Below are 16,552 nucleotides of genomic sequence, written 5' to 3'. Positions count from 1 at the left end.
GCGGTACCATCGAGTACGTGCTCATCTGTCTCACGGCGTCGCATCGCAACGCCAGCTTCGACCTCCTGGAGCGACTGAGCATCGGAGCACCGGCTGCCGCGGACGGTCTCGTGAGCGGATCGGACGTCCTCGACGGCGCCGTGGTCCTGGCGACGTGCAACCGGTTCGAGGCCTACCTCGACGTCGCGGGCGACCGCGACTCCGCCGTCGCGGCCACGATCGACGCGGTGAGCGCCGCCAGCGACCTCGCCGCCGACGACGTCCGCGCCTCCGTCCGCGTGCTCGACGGCGCCGACGTCGTCCACCACCTCTTCGCCGTCTCGAGCGGTCTCGAGTCCGTCGTCGTCGGCGAGACCGAGATCTCGGGTCAGGTGCGTCGCGCGCTCGAGGGCGCCCGTGCCGCCGGCACCACGACCTCGGACCTCGAACGACTCTTCCAAGAGGCCGCCCACACCTCGCGCGGCGTCAAGACGCGCACGCGCATCGGCGCCGCCGGTCGCTCCATCGTCCGTCTCGCGCTCGAGCTCGCGTCGTCCCGCGTCACGGACTGGGCCGACACCCACGTGCTCCTCGTCGGGACGGGCCGGTACGCCGCCACGACGGTCGCCGCCCTCCGCGACCGTGGCGTCGCCGACATCGCCGTGTACTCGCCGTCCGGGCGCGCTCCGGTGTTCGCCGCCAAGCACGACCTGGTGCCCGTCACGGACCTGGCGGGCACGGCCGCGGCGAGCGACGTCGTCATCACCTGCACCTCGAGCGAGGTGCCCGTCGTCCACGCCTCGGACCTCGACCACCCCGGGCGTCGGCTCGTGATCGACCTCGGGCTGCCGCGGAACGTCGACCCGGCGGCCGCATCGGTCGACGGCGTCGAGCTGCTCGACCTCGAGACCATCAGCCTGCACGCCCCGCTGTCCGAGCTGAACGCCGAGTCGGAGGCCCGCGCGATCGTCGACGACGCCGTCACGCGCTTCCACACCGCGGCCCTCGAGCAGTCCGCGACCCCCGCGCTCGTCGCGCTCCGCAAGCACGTGTTCGACGTCCTCGACGCCGAGATCGCCCGCGCCCGGGACCGCGGCGATTCCTCCGAACGCACCGAGCAGGCCCTCCGACACCTGGCCGGCGTGCTCCTGCACCGCCCGTCCGTCCGCGCACGCGACCTCGGTCGGCAGGGCCGTGCCGAGGACTTCACCGCCGCGGTCGACGCGCTCTTCGGCATCGCGCCCGAGGCACCGGCGGCGCCCGTCGTGCCGTTGAGCGAGCGCGCCCGCGACCTCGGCGACCACGCGGCGGACGCGTCCTGACGACCGACCCGGGCACGGCCTCCCGGACGCTGCGCGTGAGCGCGGTGCTCGTGGTCCGCGACCGCCGTGTGCTCATGGTGCGGTCGCGCGGTCGCGACGTCCTGTACCTGCCCGGCGGCAAGGTGGAACCGGGCGAGACGCCCGTCGACGCCGCCGTCCGGGAGGCCCGTGAGGAGACCGCGCTCGGCCTCACGCCCGCCGACTGCCAGCCGTTCGGCACGGTCACCGAGGACGCACACGGCCAGGCGCCGGGCACACGCGTCGCCATGGAGCTGTTCCTCGTCGCGCCGTCCGCCCTCGTCGGCCAGGAGCCCGTGCCGTCGGCCGAGGTGGACGCCGTCGACTGGGTGACCTCCGCCGACGCACACCGGTGTCCGCCCGCCGGGGTCGAGACCCTCCGCCGCATGGTCGAGGCCGACCTGGTCGACTGAGGGCGGCGCGAGTCACGCCCCGCGGTCCTCCGGGACGTCCGCGTCGTCGTAGGCGCCGATGGGCTCCTCGGTCCGGATCCGGGGTTCGCCGGGGATCTCGGAGTCGTCGTACTCGCCCGCGGGGTCGGTGTCGCCCACCCGCAGCTCGCCGGGGACGTCACTGCTCACGTACTCCCCCACCGGCTCGGCGTCGGCCTGTGGCTGCTCGCCTGGGATGTCGGAGTCGACGTACTCGCCCGCGACGACCGCGGGGCCGTCCTCGCGTCCGCCGTCGTCGTTCCGGGTCTGCTCGTGCTTGCCAGCCATCGGGAACCGCCCTCCTGGCCGTCCGTGTCGCACGGGCGGCCGTGGTCACCGTCCGGCGTCGTCGTCGGCACCGCGTCCGGTCGGTGCCAGTCTCCCCCTCCCGCCTGGTCCCGGCCTCCGCGGCGCACCAGCGGCCCCACCCTCCCCGCCCTGTCTCGACGGTGCCGCTGTCGACCGACGACTGCTTCGTCAGGCGTGGACGTGGTCGAGGATGTCCGCGCCCATCGTGCGGAGCGCCTCCACGACCGCGAGCCGCCGCTGCAGGGAGTCGTCCTCGAACCCGACGGTCACGGCGTAGCTGACGGACGACGACGGCCCGCGCAGGACTCCGGTCTCGCTGCGGATGCCCGGCCCGGTCCCGGTCACCGCGACGAGCTGGAGGCCGTGGTCGAGCCCGCGGTGCGCCAACGGATCGAGCCCGAAGGCCCCGGCGACGAGGGTGGTGTCCATTCCGAGCGACACCCAGCCGAGCACGCGGTTGCTCGTCGCCTCGTCGACGACCTCGCCGAGCGCCAGACCCCGCATGAGCCAGCTGAGCTCCGCCGCGGCGGCGACGGCCTGGTCGGGTGCGTCGTCCGGGCCGCGCCGGTCGCGCACGCGGTCGAGCACGGCGCTGCGGTCGACGCCGAGGGACTCGGCGCGGAGCCGGACGGCCTCGATGCCGACGGTGGAGAGCAGCGCGTTCGTCGCCCAGGCGTCGGCGGCCGCTCCGACGAGGGTCGCGAGGTCGGGGACCTGCAGCGTGGGCTCCTGGAGGAACTGCCACAGCCCAGGGCCGCCGGCAGTGTCCCGGGCCATGCGCTGGAGCCGGTCGCCGTGGAGCCGGCCCTCCTCGAGCTGGGCCGCGACCTCGATGAGCAGGAGGAGCCTCCCGACACCCGCGACCGGGAGCACGACGCGCTCGTCGACCGCGAGCAGGGCGCGGCCCGACGTCGTATCGATCACCGACGCGCTGACACGGGCTCCGTCGTACGCGAGTGACCCGAGCGCGTCGACCGTCGCGGCGAAGGCGGCCTCGACGTCACCACGGTGCCGCCCGGCGGCACGCGACCGTGCCTGGTGCCGCCGTGGCGACACGTCGCGTTCGACCACTGGGCCCACACGCTCCTCGGGACGGGGTTGACCGGTCGCGGCTCGTCACCAGATGGCGACGCGCTGCTCCGGAGCGAGGTACAGGGCGTCGCCCTCGGTGACCCCGAAGGCCGCCGCGAACTCGTCGATGTTCCGCACGATCTGGTTGCAGCGGAACTCGTTCGGGGAGTGCGGGTCGATGCTGAGCAGGCGCGCGGCCTCTTCCGGGCGGATCGCCATCCGCCACGACTGGGCCCAGCTGAGGAAGAACCGCTGGGCACCCGTCATGCCGTCGATCACCGGGGGCTCCTGGCCGTCGAGCGAGATGAGGTAGGCCTTCCACGCGATCGCGAGTCCGCCGAGGTCACCGATGTTCTCGCCGATCGTCAGCGCACCGTTGACGTGGCCGTCCGGGACCTCGGTCGGCACGAGCGCGTCGTACTGCGCGATGAGGGCCTTCGTGCGCTCCTCGAACGCGGCGCGGTCGGCCTCCGTCCACCAGTTGCGGAGGCGTCCGTCGCCGTCGTACTGCGAGCCCTGGTCGTCGAACCCGTGCCCGATCTCGTGTCCGATGACGGCTCCGATGGCCCCGTAGTTCGCCGCGGCGTCGCGCTGCTGGTCGAAGAACGGGAACTGCAGGATCGCCGCGGGGAACACGATCTCGTTGAACCCGGGGTTGTAGTAGGCGTTGATCGTCTGCGGCGTCATGAACCACTCGTCGCGGTCGATCGGCCTGCCGATCTTGCCGAGCTCGCGGTCGACGTTGAACGACGCGACGGCGCGGACGTTCCCGAGCAGGTCGTCCGACGTCACCTGGAGCGCGGAGTAGTCGCGCCACCGGACGGGGTAGCCGATCTTCGGCGTGAACTTGGCGAGCTTGTCGAGCGCACGCTGCCGGGTCTCGTCGGTCATCCAGTCGAGGCCCGTGATGCTCTGCCGGTACGCCTCGACGAGGTTCGCGACGAGGGCGTCCATGGCGGCCTTCGCGGTCTCGTCGAAGTGCTCCTGCACGTAGATCTTGCCGACGGCCTCACCCATCGCGCCCTCGACGAGCGAGACGCCGCGCTTCCAGCGGTCGCGCTGCTTCGGCGCACCGGTGAGCGCGGTGCCGTAGAACGAGAAGCTCGTGGCCGAGAACGCCGTGGTCAGGTAGGGCGCCGAGGACCGGATGACCTGCCAGCGCAGCCAGTCCTTCCACGCGCCGATGGGCCGCGTGCGGAGCTCGTGCGCCAGCCCGGTCAGGAAGCCCGGCTCGCGGACGACCACGGTGTCGAACACGCCGACCGGCGCGCCGACGGCCTCGGCCCACTCGGACAGCCGGACGCCCTCGGCGAGCGCCTCGGCCTCGGCCCAGGTCATGCGGTTGTAGGTCTTCTGGCTGTCCCGCGTGGTGACGTTGTCCCAGTGGGACGCGGCGAGCGCGGTCTCGAGGTCGATGACGTTCTGGGTGCGGATCGCGCCCTCGTCGAAACCGGCGAGCGGGAACATGGCCCCGACGAACTCGCGGTAGCGACCGCGGATGTCCTCGAACCGGTCCTCGCGGTAGTAGGACTCGTCCGGCAGCCCGAGCCCGCCCTGCTCCAGGAACACGACGTAGGCCTCGGGGTCACCCGGGTCGTTGTCGACGAACAGCTGCACGAAGCTCGAGACCCCGAGGCGCTCGAACCGGCCGACGAGTCGCAGCACGTCCGAGACGTCCTGCACGAGGTCGATCTCGCCGAGCAGGGGGTCGATGGGGCCGCTGCCGAGGACCTCGAGCGCCTGCTCGTCCATGAAGCTCGTGTAGAGGTCGCCGACCTTGCGGGCCTCGGTCCCCGGGAGGGCCTGCTGCGACCGCTCGATGATGGAGCGGACGGCTTCCTCCGCCGCCTCGGCGAGCACGGTGAACGAGCCGTACCGCGCCTTGTCGTCCGGGATCGGGGTGTCGGCGATCCACCGTCCGTTGACGTACCGGTAGAGGTCGTCCTGCGGCCGGACCGTCGCGTCGATGTCGTCGGTCTGGATCCCGGATGGGCGCTCGCGCTCGGCAGTCATGCCGACCACCATAGCCACGATCCCATGGCGTTCCCCCGGGCTGCGGCCCGGCCCCGGTAGGGTTCGGCCATGCCTCTTCCCTGGACGCTCCACGGGGACGGCCGGACGGTCTCCGCCACCACCATCGTCGCCCCCGAGGAACGCCTCAGCTGGGGTCGGACGGTCGGCCTCGGCGTCCAGCACGTCGTGGCGATGTTCGGTGCGACGTTCCTCGTCCCGCTCATCACCGGGTTCCCGCCGTCGACCACCCTGCTGTTCAGCGGCATCGGCACGCTGCTGTTCCTCGTGGTGACGCGCAACCGGCTGCCGAGCTACCTCGGGTCGTCCTTCGCGTTCCTCGCCCCGATCGCCGCGGCGACCAAGGTCGGGGGCATCCCGGTGGCCCTGTCCGGCATCGTGCTCGTCGGTGCGCTGCTCGCCGTGGTCGGGGTCGTGGTGCACCTCGCGGGCTCGCGGTGGATCGACGTCCTCATGCCACCCGTCGTCAGCGGGGCGATCGTGGCGCTCATCGGGTTCAACCTCGCCCCGACGGCGAAGGCGGACTTCACGAAGTCCCCCGTCATCGGGCTCGTCACCCTGGCGGCGATCGTGCTGTGCACGGTCCTGTTCCGGGGCATGATCGGCCGGCTCTCGATCGTCGTCGGGGTGGTCGTCGGGTACGTCGCCGCGGTCCTGGCGGGCCAGATCGACTACTCGGCGGTCGCGCGGGCGGCCTGGGTGGGCCTCCCGACGTTCACCGCGCCGCGCTTCGACGGCGGGCACCTCGCCGTGTACCTCGGGTTCCTCCCGGTCGTGCTCGCCCTGATCGCCGAGAACGTGGGGCACGTCAAGGGCGTGGGGCAGCTCACCGAACGGGACCTCACCCCGCTCACGGGGCGTGCGCTCCTCGCCGACGGCGTCGCGACCGTCATCGCTGGGCTCGGCGGCGGCTCGGCCACGACCACGTACGGCGAGAACATCGGCGTCATGGCCGCGACGCGCGTGTTCTCGACGGCGGCGTACTGGGTCGCGGGGATCGTGGCGGTCCTGCTTGGGCTGTCGCCGAAGATCGGCGCCGTCATCGCGACCGTCCCGACCGGGGTGCTCGGTGGCGCGACGACCGCGCTCTACGGCCTGATCGGCATCATCGGCATCCGCATCTGGGTCGAGAACCGCGTCGACTTCGCCCGGCCGAAGAACCAGCTCACGGCGGGCATCGCGCTCGTCATGGGCATCGCGGACTTCACGTTCGGGGTGGGCGGCGCGACCTTCGGCGGCATCGTCATCGGCACCGTCGCCGCGATCGTCGTCTACCACCTCATGGACCTGATCGGTCGGGCACGCGGGACGGACGCGGTGGGCGCCGCCGACGTCGCGGACACGATCGGGAGGCCCGACACCGGTCCGCGGGACGCACTCGGTGTCCCCACCGGCACCGGCACCGGCACCGGCACCGGACCCGCGACCGCGCGGAACACGCCGACCGACCGGCGGTGACGCCGGACCCCGGCCCCGAGGACACCGCCCGCTCGGCCACCGCCCGCTCGGCCACCCCGGGACGTCCGCCACGGGGCGGGCGGGGCGGCGCCTCCCGGGTGGACCGCGACATCGTCCGGCTGGCACTGCCGGCCCTCGGCGCGCTCGTCGTCGAGCCGCTGTTCCTCATGACCGACACGGCGCTCGTCGGGCACCTCGGCGCGACACCCCTGGCGGCGGTCGGGCTGGCGTCGAGCGTGCTGCAGACGGCCACCGGGCTGCTCGTGTTCCTGGCGTACTCGGCGACACCGGCGGTGGCCCGGGCGCTCGGAGCGGGGGACCGCCGGGGCGCCGTGCACGCCGGCCTCGACGGCATGTGGCTCGCGCTCGGACTCGGGGTCGTCCTGGCGCTCGTCGGGTGGCCACTCGCCCGACCGCTCGTGGGGCTGTTCGGCGCGCAGGCCAGCGTCTCGGCCACGGCGACGGCCTACCTGCTCGTGTCGCTCGTCGGGCTGCCGGGGATCCTGGTGGTGACGGCGTCCACCGGACTGCTGCGGGGCCTCCAGGACACGCGCACGCCGTTGGTCGTGGCCACGGTGGGGTTCGTCGTGAACGGCGGGCTGAACGCGGTGCTCATCTACGGGGCGGGGATGGGGGTGACCGGCTCCGCGCTCGGGACCGTGGTCGTCCAGTGGGCGATGGCGGCCGTGTACGTCGTGATCGCGGTCCGGGGGGCCCGTTCCACCGGCGCGTCGCTGCGCCCCGGGGTCTCCGGCGTGGTGCGGGCGCTCCGCTCCGGCGCGTGGCTGTTCCTCCGGACGGCGTCGCTCCGGGTGGCGATGCTCGCGACGGTCTCGGTCGCCGCGGGCCTGGGGGTCGCCGGACTCGCGACGACGCAGGTGGCCCTCACGGTGTTCTCGACCCTGGCGTTCGCGCTCGACGCCCTGGCGATCGCCGGCCAGGCCCTGGTCGGGCACGCACTCGGAGCACGGCAGGCGGACCGGGTCCGGCTCGTGACGACCCGCCTCGTGGTGCTCGGCGTCGCGGGCGGGGTGCTCCTCGGGCTGCTCACGGCCGCGCTGAGCGGGGTGCTCGGGCCGGTGTTCTCGGACGCGGCGACCGTCCGGTCCCTGCTGCCCGCGCTGCTCGTGGTGACCGCGATCGGGCTGCCGGTGGCGGGGTACGTGTTCGTGCTCGACGGCGTGCTCATCGGTGCCGGCGACGCGCGGTACCTGGCGCTGGCGGGGCTCGTGAACCTCGTCGTGTACCTGCCGCTGCTGTGGGTGGTGTCGCAGGGGGCCGGGTCCCACGGGGCCGACGCGGCGCCTCCCGGCGGCATCCACGCCGGTCCCGTACCGCTCTGGGCGGCGTTCTCGTTCGGGTACATCGGCATCCGGGCGATCACGCTCGGCGTGCGGGCGCACCGGCCGGGGTGGATCCGGCGTGCGATGGCGTCCTGACCGCGAGAGCGGCCCGGCACGGCCTGTCGGCGCGGCGCGGCGCGGCGCGGCTCACGCAGCGGCGCGGCTCAGCGCAGCGGCGGCGGCCCGACCGTGTCCCGGCTCAGTGCACCGGCGGCGGCCCGACGGTGTCCCCGACGCGCAGCTCGCTCCGGAAGGCCGCGGGCTCGGGCTCCTCGCCCTCGAGCATCGCCAGCGCGGCCCGCGCGGCGGCCTGACCCTTCTGCACGGCGGGCTGCACGAGTGTCGTCAGGGTCTGGACGGGCGAGCGGTGCAGCAGGCTGTCGTCGATCCGGATGCCGTCGAACCCGACCACGCTGACGTCCTGCGGCACGCGGAGCCCCGCGTCGAGCGCCGCGACGATGACCCCGACGGCGAGCAGGTCGCTCTGCGCGACGACGGCGGTCGGCCGGGACGGTCCCGCGAACAGGGTCGCCCCGGCGAGGCGGCCCTCCTCGACCGCGCTGCCGCCCGCGACGACGGCGGCGGCGTCGGGGAACACCTCGTGCACGCCACGGAGGCGCTCGAGGGCGATGAACGACGTCGCCCGGCCGGCGAGCTCGGGCGTGAGCGGCCCGCGGGTGCGGTCCGGGTCGATCGGCAGCGCGACGACGGCGACGTCCGTGTGGCCGAGGTCGCGGAGGTACTCCGCACCCCGCCGTGACGCGTCCCGGTTGTCGAGCATGATCGGCACGGCACCGGCGATGTGCTCGGCCTCGACCGCGACGACGGGGATCTCGCGCCGCCGGAGGACCGCGACCGCGGCGTCGATCCGGACGTTGCAGCCGATGAGCACGACCGCGTCCATGGGGGCGTCGACGAGCGGCCCGAACCCCTCCGCGCCGTCGAGCGGGCTCCGCACGAGCAGCAACGAGGCGCCCGCGGCACCGGCGACCTCGGCGATCCCGTCGAGGGTCTGTACGTTCACCGGGTCGCGGAAGGCGTCGCTGAGGCGGTCGTCGAGCACGACGCCGACCACCCCGGACCGGCCGCGGCGGAGCGATCGTGCGCGAGGGTCCGGGCCGTCGTACCCGAGCTCGGCCGCGACGGCGAGCACGCGCTCCTTCGTCTCCGCGGCGACCGGACCGGCACCGCTGAACGCGAGCGAGGCGGTCGACGGTGCCACCCCCGCCGCGCGCGCGACGGCGGCGAGCGTCGGGCGTCGGGCGTCACCACGCGGCCTGGAGGCGGTGCCCACGTCCGACGCGCCGGTCTCCCTTGCCGCGTTGTCCATGGCTCGGTAGCGTAACGACCGATCCTGGGTCGAATCGATTCGAGCGACGAAGACCGCCCGCACCGGATCGACGACGAGGAGGCCGCGTGACCACGCCGACGAGCACCCGGACCCCGGGCACGCGGACCTGGCGCAACGCCGTGTTCGTCGTGTTCACCCTCTCCGGCCTCGACATGGCCACCTGGCTCGGACGGGTGCCGAGCGTCCGCGACTCGCTGCACGCCTCGACGTCCGAGATGGGGCTGCTCGTGCTCGGCATGTCGGTCGGCTCCATCGTGGGGCTGTCCGCGGCGAGCCACATCGTCGCCCGGCTCGGGGCACGACGCGGGATCCAGGTCGCCGCGGTCCTGCTCGTCGTCGGCATGGTGAGCGCGTCGATCGCCGTCTCGGCCGGCTGGGGGTTCTGGGCGATCTGGGGCTGCCTCACCGCGTTCGGGTTCGGCAACGGTCTGTGCGACGTGTCGATGAACGTCTCCGGGGCCAGCGCCGAACGTGCCGGCGGGCGGAGCGTCATGCCGCTGTTCCACGCCGCGTTCAGCGTCGGGACCCTCCTCGGGGCGACACTCGGCTCCGCCGCCGAGGCCGCGGCCGTCCCCGTGTGGATCCACATCGGCAGCATCGGCGTCCTCGCGAGCATCGGCATGGTCGTCGCCGTCACTCGACTCCGCGACGAGCGTGCCGAGCCCCACCCCGAGTCGACGGACACCTCGCCCGTCGCCGTCCTCAACCGCTGGCAGGTGTGGGCGTCACCGGCCACGATCCTCATCGGGCTCATCGTGCTCGGGATGGCCCTGGCCGAGGGCGCCGCGAACGACTGGCTGCCCCTCGCGATGGTGGACGGCGACGGGTTGACCAACGCGGAGGGCAGTGCCGTGCTGTCGGTGTTCGTCGCGGCGATGACGGTGGGTCGCGCGGGTGGTGTGTTCGTGATCGACCGGTTCGGCCGGGTGCCGGTGCTCCGCGGCAGTGCGGCGCTCGCCCTCGTCGGCCTGCTCGTGCTCATCCTCGTGCCGTCGGTGCCCCTCGCGATCGTCGGCGTGGTGCTCTGGGGCATCGGGGCATCGCTCGGGTTCCCGATGGGGATGTCCGCCGCCGCCGACGACCCCCGGAACACGGCCATCCGCGTGAGCGCCGTCGCCACGATCGGCTACGTCGCGTTCCTGGCCGGCCCGCCCGTGATCGGGTTCCTCGGCAAGCAGTTCGGGCTCCTGCACGCCCTGCTCGTCGTGGTCGTGTTCATCGTCCTCGCGGGGCTCGCGTCGGGTGCCGCCCGCGAGCGCACCCGCCCCCAGGTCGAACCGCGCCCTTCCGGTGGAACACCCGCATCCGGCGGTTGGACCGGAAGGAACCGGTTCGACACGGACGAACCCGCCCGCCGGCGCTGACTAGGCTCGTCGGGTGCGTCTCGTCATCGCCCGCTGCTCCGTCGACTACGCCGGACGACTCTCGGCCCACCTCCCCCTGGCCACCCGGCTCCTCATGCTCAAGTCGGACGGCTCGCTCCTCGTCCACTCCGACGGCGGCAGCTACAAGCCGCTCAACTGGATGAGCCCGCCCTGCACGATCAGCACGGCCGAGCCCGACGAGGACCAGGCGGCCGCGGGCATCACCGAGGTCTGGACGGTCACGCAGAAGAAGACGCAGGACCGCCTCGTCGTCAGCATCCACGAGGTCGTCTCGGACGAGTCCCACGACATGGGCGTCGACCCGGGGCTCGTCAAGGACGGCGTCGAGGCCCACCTGCAGCAGCTCCTCGCCGAGCAGATCGAGCTCCTCGGCGACGGCCACACGCTCGTCCGTCGCGAGTACATGACCGCCATCGGCCCCGTCGACATCCTGGCCCGCGACGGCGGGGGCGCCGCCGTCGCGGTCGAGATGAAGCGCAACGCCACGATCGACGCGGTCGAGCAGCTCACGCGGTACCTCGAGCTCATGAACCGCGACCCGCACCTCCGCCCGGTCCAGGGCGTCCTGGCGGCGCAGACGTTCGCGCCGCAGGCCCGCACCCTCGCCGAGGACCGCGGGATCCGCTGCCTCGTCCTCGACTACGACGCCATGCGCGGCATCGAGGGCGGGCACACCCGCCTGTTCTGAACCACGCGCGCTCCGCGAGCGACGCGACGGGGTGGGGACGTGCCTCCCGGCCGGGAGGCCCCACCCACCACGGCCACGCAGCGCCCGTCCCATAGGCTGGAACCGATGTCCAGCCCGTTCTCCGCGATCCTGTTCGACCTCGACGGCACGATCTGCGACTCGGCGCCCGGGATCACGTCGAGCCTCACGTACACGTTCGAACGCATCGGGGTGCCGGTGCCGTCGCCCGCCACGCTCCTCAGTTTCGTGGGGCCGCCGATCCTCGACTCGTTCCGCAGCATGGGGATGGACGAGGACCAGGTCCAGCACACGCTGCAGGTCTACCGGGAGCACTACCTCGCCCACGGCACCCTCGACGCGCGGGTGTACCCGGGGATGCCCGAGGTCCTGCGGCGCGTGCACGAGGCCGGCGTGCCGACCTCGACCGCGACGAGCAAGCCCGAGACCCCGGCGACCTACATCCTCGAGCACTTCGGGCTCCTGCCGTACCTCGACGTCGTGACGGGCGCGAGTGACGACGAGGTCCGCAGCGCCAAGGCCGACGTCGTCGCCGAGGCACTGCGCCGGCTCGCCGCGCGCGGGGTCGACGTGTCGCGGCCGGTCCTCGTCGGCGACCGGCACCACGACGTCGAGGGCGCCGCCGCCCACGGCGTCCCGGTCGTGTTCGCCGAGTGGGGGTACGGCTCCCCCGCCGAGGCCGCCGGCACGATCGCCCGGGCCGCCGAGCCGCTCGACCTGCTCCCCATCCTGCTGTGATGTCCGACCGCACCGGCGCTCGTGTCCGCGAGCGGGCCGCGTGGCTCCTGCCCGCGGCGATCGTGCTCATCGCACTCAACCTGCGCGGTCCCGTCGTGGCGGTCGCCCCGGTCATCGGCGACGTCCGGCACGACCTCGGCCTGACCCCGACGGTCGCCGGGCTCCTCACGACGATCCCGGTGCTGTGCTTCGCGCTCGCGACCCCGCTGGCGTCGTGGGTGATCGCCCGGCTCGACCCGGAGCGTGCCGTGACGGCGTCGCTCGTCGGGGTGCTCGCCGGCACGCTCCTCCGTTCCGCCGGCACGTCGTGGGCCCTCGTCGCCGGGACGGCGCTCATCGGCATCGCGATCACGATCGGGAACGTCGTCGTGCCCGTCGTCATCCGCCGCGACTCCTCACCCGAGCGCGTCGGCATCGTGACCGGCGTCTACACGTCGGCGCTCAACGTCGGGTCGATGATCACCTCGCTCGGCACGGCCCCCCTCGCCGCGGTCGTCGGCTGGCCCGTCGCGATCGCGATCTGGGGCGTGTTCGTGCTCATCGCGGCTGCCGCGTGGTCGCGCGCGGTCGGCGTCCGCGCCGCACTCCGAGGTCCGATCACCGCGAGCGCCGAGCCGCTCCCGGTCACCGGCCCGATCGACCAGGTCCTCGTCCCGGAGACCCAGCGGCACGCCACCGCACCAGCCCCGGCGCGGCGGCTCGTCACGTGGGGCCTCGTCCTGGCGTTCGCGGGTCAGGCGTTCTCGTACTACGCCCTGACCGCGTGGATCCCGACGCTCCTGCACGACGAGATCGGGTTCGACACGGCCTCGGCGGGCGCGAGCTCCTCGGTCTTCCAGATCCTCGCGGTCGTCGGGGCCCTCGGCGTCCCCGTGCTCGCGTCCCGCTGGCGGCCCCGCTCGATCATCGTGCTCGTCAGTCTGTTCTGGCTCGCGATGCCGCTCGGGCTGCTCCTCGCACCGCAGCTCTGGCTCCTCTGGTCGATCTGCGGCGGTGCCGCCCAGGGCGGTGGCATCACGGTCGTGTTCATCATCGTCGTGCGGCTCGTGACGACCGACGCCGACGCGCGCCGCATGTCCGCGCTCGTGCAGGGCGGCGGGTACCTGCTCGGCAGTGCGGGTCCGCTCGTCGCCGGGACGCTGCACGAGGTCTCGGGCGGCTGGACCGTGCCCCTGCTCGTCGTCGTCGGTGCGGTGCTCGTGCTCGGGGTGTCGGGGACGATCGCGGCCCGGAACGTCGACTAGCGAGGTCGGTCAGTTCCGCAGCCGCCACACGGCTCGCGGATCTCGCTCCGACTTGCCGATCCACTCGATGAGTGCCTCGGAAGCGAGCGCATCGAGGCGCGCCTTCGTCGCCGGTCTACTCAATCCGACCAGCTGCGAGATCTCCCCCGTTCCCAGGTCTCGATCTGCGGCACGCATGACGTCGAGTACTTCCTGCGAGCGAGCCGGCAGTCGAGCCGCCGTTCGTTCGTCGATACGTGGAAGGGCCAGGAGTGTCAGCTTCACGCTTCCCTGGCTCTGCACGTACACGGGATCCGTCAGGCCGACCCGCCGCATCTCGTCGAACATGCGCCGGATTCCCTCGCCGAGTTCCTGACCGATCCGGAGGTCGGCGCAGACCCTCGCGATCCGCGGGTTCCTGGCGAAGCGACTGATGTCAAGAGGCCGCGCCGGGTCAGCGAGACCGGGGAAGCGGCCCGGACTCTCGATCTCGATCCGGTCCGTGAAGATCTCGACCCGGATGTGGTCACCGCCGAGACTGTAGGAGCGATGGATGACCGCGTTCACGACACCTTCGAGCCACGCATCCTTGGGGACGATGGGCTCGCTCTCGAACAGACCGGAGGCGCGCAGCGACCTCTTCCGCGGGACGAGACGTTCGATCTCCTCAGCGGCCTTGGTGATGGCATAGGGGATCGGTCCCTCGATCCTGAGGTCGTTGGTGTCGTCAACCGACAGGCGAGCGCCCGTGCCACGCTCAGGACCCAGGTATCGGATCACCCGAATGTGCGCTTGAGGGAACTCGTCCTGCGGGTGCTCACCGAACAGCAGATAGCAACCGTTCGTGTACTCGCCGTGCCGCGTCACGAGGCTGCGCGCCTTCAGAAGACGATCGAACGTGCCGGAAGCGCCCGTGGCACTGCGGAACTGTTTGAGGAGCTGGCGGTTGAGGTCGTCCCGCCGAAGACCGAGCAACGGATGCCCGTCCCACTGCGCTTGTCCCTTGTCGTACTCGAGCTCGCGGCGCTGTTCATGGCGGAGCTTCCGAGATTCGTCTCCGACGCGGAGGTAGCAGTCTCCGTTCTTCATCTCGTGAACGACTTCGCCAGGGTCGACGCGGACGACCACCAACGTGTCGATCTCGCCTGCGTCATTGACGCAACGTGTCTGATCCACGCGCGCCCGCACGGGTGGCACGGTGTGGTCGATCGCCGTCTGCTGGAAGTCGTTGAGGCGCCCGGCACTCGCTTTCAATCCCTCGACCCGGCCGTCGCTCAGACCGAGCACGATCACGCCACCTTCCGCGTTCGCGAACGCGACGAGATGCTGTGCGAGGTCCTTCGCCTGGATCCGGATCGACTTCCGGTCGAACCACTGGTCCTCGAGAAGGGCACACAGCTTGGGACCGACCTCGTCGCGCGGAGCAGCGAGGGCACGGTCCACGTCGTTCGCGCTCATCGGACCGAGCCTACGGCTTCAAGTAGGTTTCGAGTACCGGCTACTCACGCCCTGTTGACAGTTGAAAATGCCTGATGAGCGGGGTGATGGAACGGCACCGGTGAGCGCAGCACCTCTTTTGAGTGCGGGCGATCAGCCCGCCGCGAGCACCTCGCGCAGGGACATCGGGCGCCGCCCGGTCACCCGCTCGACGTCACCGCTGACGGCCGCGAGCGCACCCTCGGCGATCGCGGTGTACGTGCTCACCCAGGCGTCCGCCTGCCACGGAGCGGGGTCCCAGCGCGCCCGTGACGCGTACGCCTCGTCGAGCGTCTCGGGGTGGTAGGTCACCGTGCGGCTGCGGACGTCCGACACGATCGCCGCCGCCTCGGCCAGGGTGACGGCCTCGGGCCCGGTGAGCGCGTAGGTCGCTCCAGCGTGCTGGTCCGGGTGCAGGAGGACCGTGGTCGCGACCCGCGCGACGTCCGCGCGGGCGACCGCCGCCATCGCACCGTCCCCGGCCGGACCGCGGATGACGCCGTCCTCGCCGACGAGCTCCTCCACGAAGTCGAGGTAGAACGAGTCGCGGAGGAACGTCCACGTCATGCCGGAGGCGCGGATCGCCTCCTCGGTGGCGTGGTGGTCGCGCCCGAGCGTGAAGGTGGCGTCGGGCGCCGCGCCGACGAACGACGTGTACACGACGTGGCGGACCCCGGCCTCGGCAGCGGCGCGGACGAAGGCGCGGTGCTGCTCGAGGCGGTCCTCCGCCTCGGCCGCCGAGACCATGAGCAGGACGTCGACACCGGCGAGCGCGGCACGGGCGGCGTCCGCGTCGGCGAAGGCGGCCACGGCGACCTCGGCTCCGGCGAGCCGGGGTGCCCGGGCCGGGTCGCGGACGACCGCGCGGAACGGTCGGCCGGCCGCGGCGAGCGCCCGCGCGACGGCACCGCCGACGTGCCCGGTGGCACCGGTGACGGCGATGACGGGCTGGGGATCCGCCGTGCTGGGCGTCGTGTCGGACATGTGCCGGTCCTCCCGGTCGGGTGCGGTGGGGGTCAGGTGGTGACGACGAGGTCGGCGCGGTCCGCCGTCGGTTCGATGCGCCGGGCGTTCGCGCCGTCGACCTCGGTCGCCCAGGCCCGGGCCGCCGCGTGGTCGCGGCCGTGCCGCATGTGGCGTCCGACGAGCCGGTCGATCCGGACGGCGGCGTCGGTCCGGCAGAACCAGGTCTCGGTCAGGAGGCCCGGCAGCAGTGCCCACGGCTCGTCCCGGTCGAGCAGGTAGTTGCCCTCGGTGACCACGAGTCGCACGGCGCGTGGCACGGCGATGCTGCCCGCCACGGGCTCGTCGACCCGCCGGTCGAAGTCGGGCGCCCACGTGACGTCCTCGCCGGCGGCGACGAGCCGGCGCACGAGCGCGACGTAGCCGGCGGCGTCGAAGGTGTCGATCGCGCCCTTCCGGTCGGACCGACCGAGGGCGGCGAGCGCGGTGTTCGCCAGGTGGAACCCGTCCATGGGCACCTGGACGGCGACGCCCGGCCCGTGCGCCTCGGTGACGGCGGCGACCACACGGCGCGCGAGGGTCGACTTGCCGGAGCCGGGGCTGCCCGCGATGCCGAGCACGGCCCTTCCGGTGGGCGGAGGGTCGGCGACGAGCGTGAGGGCCCGCTCCACCGCGGCCGCGACGTCGAGGGCGGCGGGGGTGGGCGGCATGTCGCAAGTCTCCCACCCGACGGTCCGGATGCCAGGGC

15 protein-coding genes are annotated in these 16,552 nt (G+C 73.0%); 8 read left to right on the top strand and 7 right to left on the bottom strand.

Features of this window, described 5'->3' with window-relative positions; all coding sequences use genetic code 11:
- Window positions 1–17: 17 nt before the first annotated feature.
- On the top strand, window positions 18–1,301 hold the full coding sequence (locus DEI86_RS09435) for a glutamyl-tRNA reductase (protein WP_111049374.1): 1,284 nt from the start codon (window positions 18–20) through the stop codon (window positions 1,299–1,301).
- A gap of 35 nt (window positions 1,302–1,336) precedes the next feature.
- The gene (locus tag DEI86_RS09430) at window positions 1,337–1,732 is read left to right on the top strand and encodes an NUDIX domain-containing protein (protein ID WP_111049373.1); all 396 of its coding nucleotides are present in this window, start codon (window positions 1,337–1,339) and stop codon (window positions 1,730–1,732) included.
- 12 nt (window positions 1,733–1,744) lie between these two features.
- On the opposite strand, the gene DEI86_RS09425 is transcribed toward DEI86_RS09430, so the two are convergent.
- The 3 genes from DEI86_RS09425 to DEI86_RS09415 all read right to left on the bottom strand — a co-directional run bounded on the left by DEI86_RS09425 (window position 1,745) and on the right by DEI86_RS09415 (window position 5,143).
- Window positions 1,745–2,038: a hypothetical protein gene (locus DEI86_RS09425; RefSeq protein WP_111010353.1), complete on the bottom strand. Its 294-nt coding sequence runs from the start codon at window positions 2,036–2,038 to the stop codon at window positions 1,745–1,747.
- A gap of 189 nt (window positions 2,039–2,227) precedes the next feature.
- A complete protein-coding gene (locus DEI86_RS09420) occupies window positions 2,228–3,130 on the bottom strand; it encodes a serine hydrolase (RefSeq protein ID WP_111049372.1) in 903 nt (300 codons plus the stop codon).
- A gap of 45 nt (window positions 3,131–3,175) precedes the next feature.
- Window positions 3,176–5,143 (bottom strand): M13 family metallopeptidase, encoded by a 1,968-nt coding sequence (locus tag DEI86_RS09415; protein WP_111049428.1) that lies wholly within the window; start codon window positions 5,141–5,143, stop codon window positions 3,176–3,178.
- Window positions 5,144–5,212: 69 nt separating this feature from the next.
- On the opposite strand from DEI86_RS09415, the gene DEI86_RS09410 reads away from it, so the two are divergent.
- Both DEI86_RS09410 and DEI86_RS09405 read left to right on the top strand, forming a co-directional pair.
- Window positions 5,213–6,619, top strand: a complete 1,407-nt coding sequence (locus tag DEI86_RS09410) for a uracil-xanthine permease family protein (protein WP_111049371.1) — start codon at window positions 5,213–5,215, stop codon at window positions 6,617–6,619.
- Window positions 6,616–8,058, top strand: a complete 1,443-nt coding sequence (locus DEI86_RS09405; protein WP_375342170.1) for an MATE family efflux transporter — start codon at window positions 6,616–6,618, stop codon at window positions 8,056–8,058. Before DEI86_RS09410 ends, DEI86_RS09405 begins: the two co-directional genes overlap by 4 nt.
- Before the next feature lie 103 nt (window positions 8,059–8,161).
- Here DEI86_RS09405 and DEI86_RS09400 read toward each other — a convergent pair whose 3' ends face one another.
- Window positions 8,162–9,292, bottom strand: coding sequence for a LacI family DNA-binding transcriptional regulator (locus DEI86_RS09400; RefSeq protein ID WP_111011960.1), 1,131 nt, complete (start codon window positions 9,290–9,292; stop codon window positions 8,162–8,164).
- An 86-nt stretch (window positions 9,293–9,378) separates the two neighbouring features.
- On the opposite strand from DEI86_RS09400, the gene DEI86_RS09395 reads away from it, so the two are divergent.
- The 4 genes from DEI86_RS09395 (at window position 9,379) to DEI86_RS09380 (ending at window position 13,386) form a co-directional block, all read left to right on the top strand.
- Window positions 9,379–10,677, top strand: coding sequence for an MFS transporter (locus tag DEI86_RS09395; protein WP_111049370.1), 1,299 nt, complete (start codon window positions 9,379–9,381; stop codon window positions 10,675–10,677).
- A 13-nt stretch (window positions 10,678–10,690) separates the two neighbouring features.
- Window positions 10,691–11,386, top strand: coding sequence for an endonuclease NucS (gene nucS / locus DEI86_RS09390; RefSeq protein ID WP_111049369.1), 696 nt, complete (start codon window positions 10,691–10,693; stop codon window positions 11,384–11,386).
- Window positions 11,387–11,491: 105 nt separating this feature from the next.
- Window positions 11,492–12,142: an HAD hydrolase-like protein gene (locus tag DEI86_RS09385; RefSeq protein ID WP_111011957.1), complete on the top strand. Its 651-nt coding sequence runs from the start codon at window positions 11,492–11,494 to the stop codon at window positions 12,140–12,142.
- The gene (locus DEI86_RS09380; RefSeq protein ID WP_111035733.1) at window positions 12,142–13,386 is read left to right on the top strand and encodes a CynX/NimT family MFS transporter; all 1,245 of its coding nucleotides are present in this window, start codon (window positions 12,142–12,144) and stop codon (window positions 13,384–13,386) included. The genes DEI86_RS09385 and DEI86_RS09380 overlap by 1 nt, the downstream gene beginning before the upstream one ends.
- 9 nt (window positions 13,387–13,395) lie before the next feature.
- On the opposite strand, the gene DEI86_RS09375 is transcribed toward DEI86_RS09380, so the two are convergent.
- The 3 genes from DEI86_RS09375 to DEI86_RS09365 all read right to left on the bottom strand — a co-directional run bounded on the left by DEI86_RS09375 (window position 13,396) and on the right by DEI86_RS09365 (window position 16,514).
- Window positions 13,396–14,823 (bottom strand): ATP-binding protein, encoded by a 1,428-nt coding sequence (locus DEI86_RS09375; RefSeq protein WP_111049368.1) that lies wholly within the window; start codon window positions 14,821–14,823, stop codon window positions 13,396–13,398.
- Between the two features lie 132 nt (window positions 14,824–14,955).
- Complete coding sequence (locus DEI86_RS09370) at window positions 14,956–15,825, bottom strand: NAD(P)H-binding protein (protein WP_111049367.1); 870 nt, start codon at window positions 15,823–15,825, stop codon at window positions 14,956–14,958.
- 32 nt (window positions 15,826–15,857) lie between these two features.
- A complete protein-coding gene (locus tag DEI86_RS09365; protein ID WP_111049426.1) occupies window positions 15,858–16,514 on the bottom strand; it encodes a nucleoside/nucleotide kinase family protein in 657 nt (218 codons plus the stop codon).
- Between the last annotated feature and the right edge of the window lie 38 nt (window positions 16,515–16,552).

It is taken from the genome of Curtobacterium sp. MCBD17_028 (genome assembly GCF_003234875.1).
GTDB lineage: Bacteria > Actinomycetota > Actinomycetes > Actinomycetales > Microbacteriaceae > Curtobacterium.
Note: the sequence above shows the minus strand (reverse complement) of the source record. Positions and strands in the feature narration are given on the sequence as shown.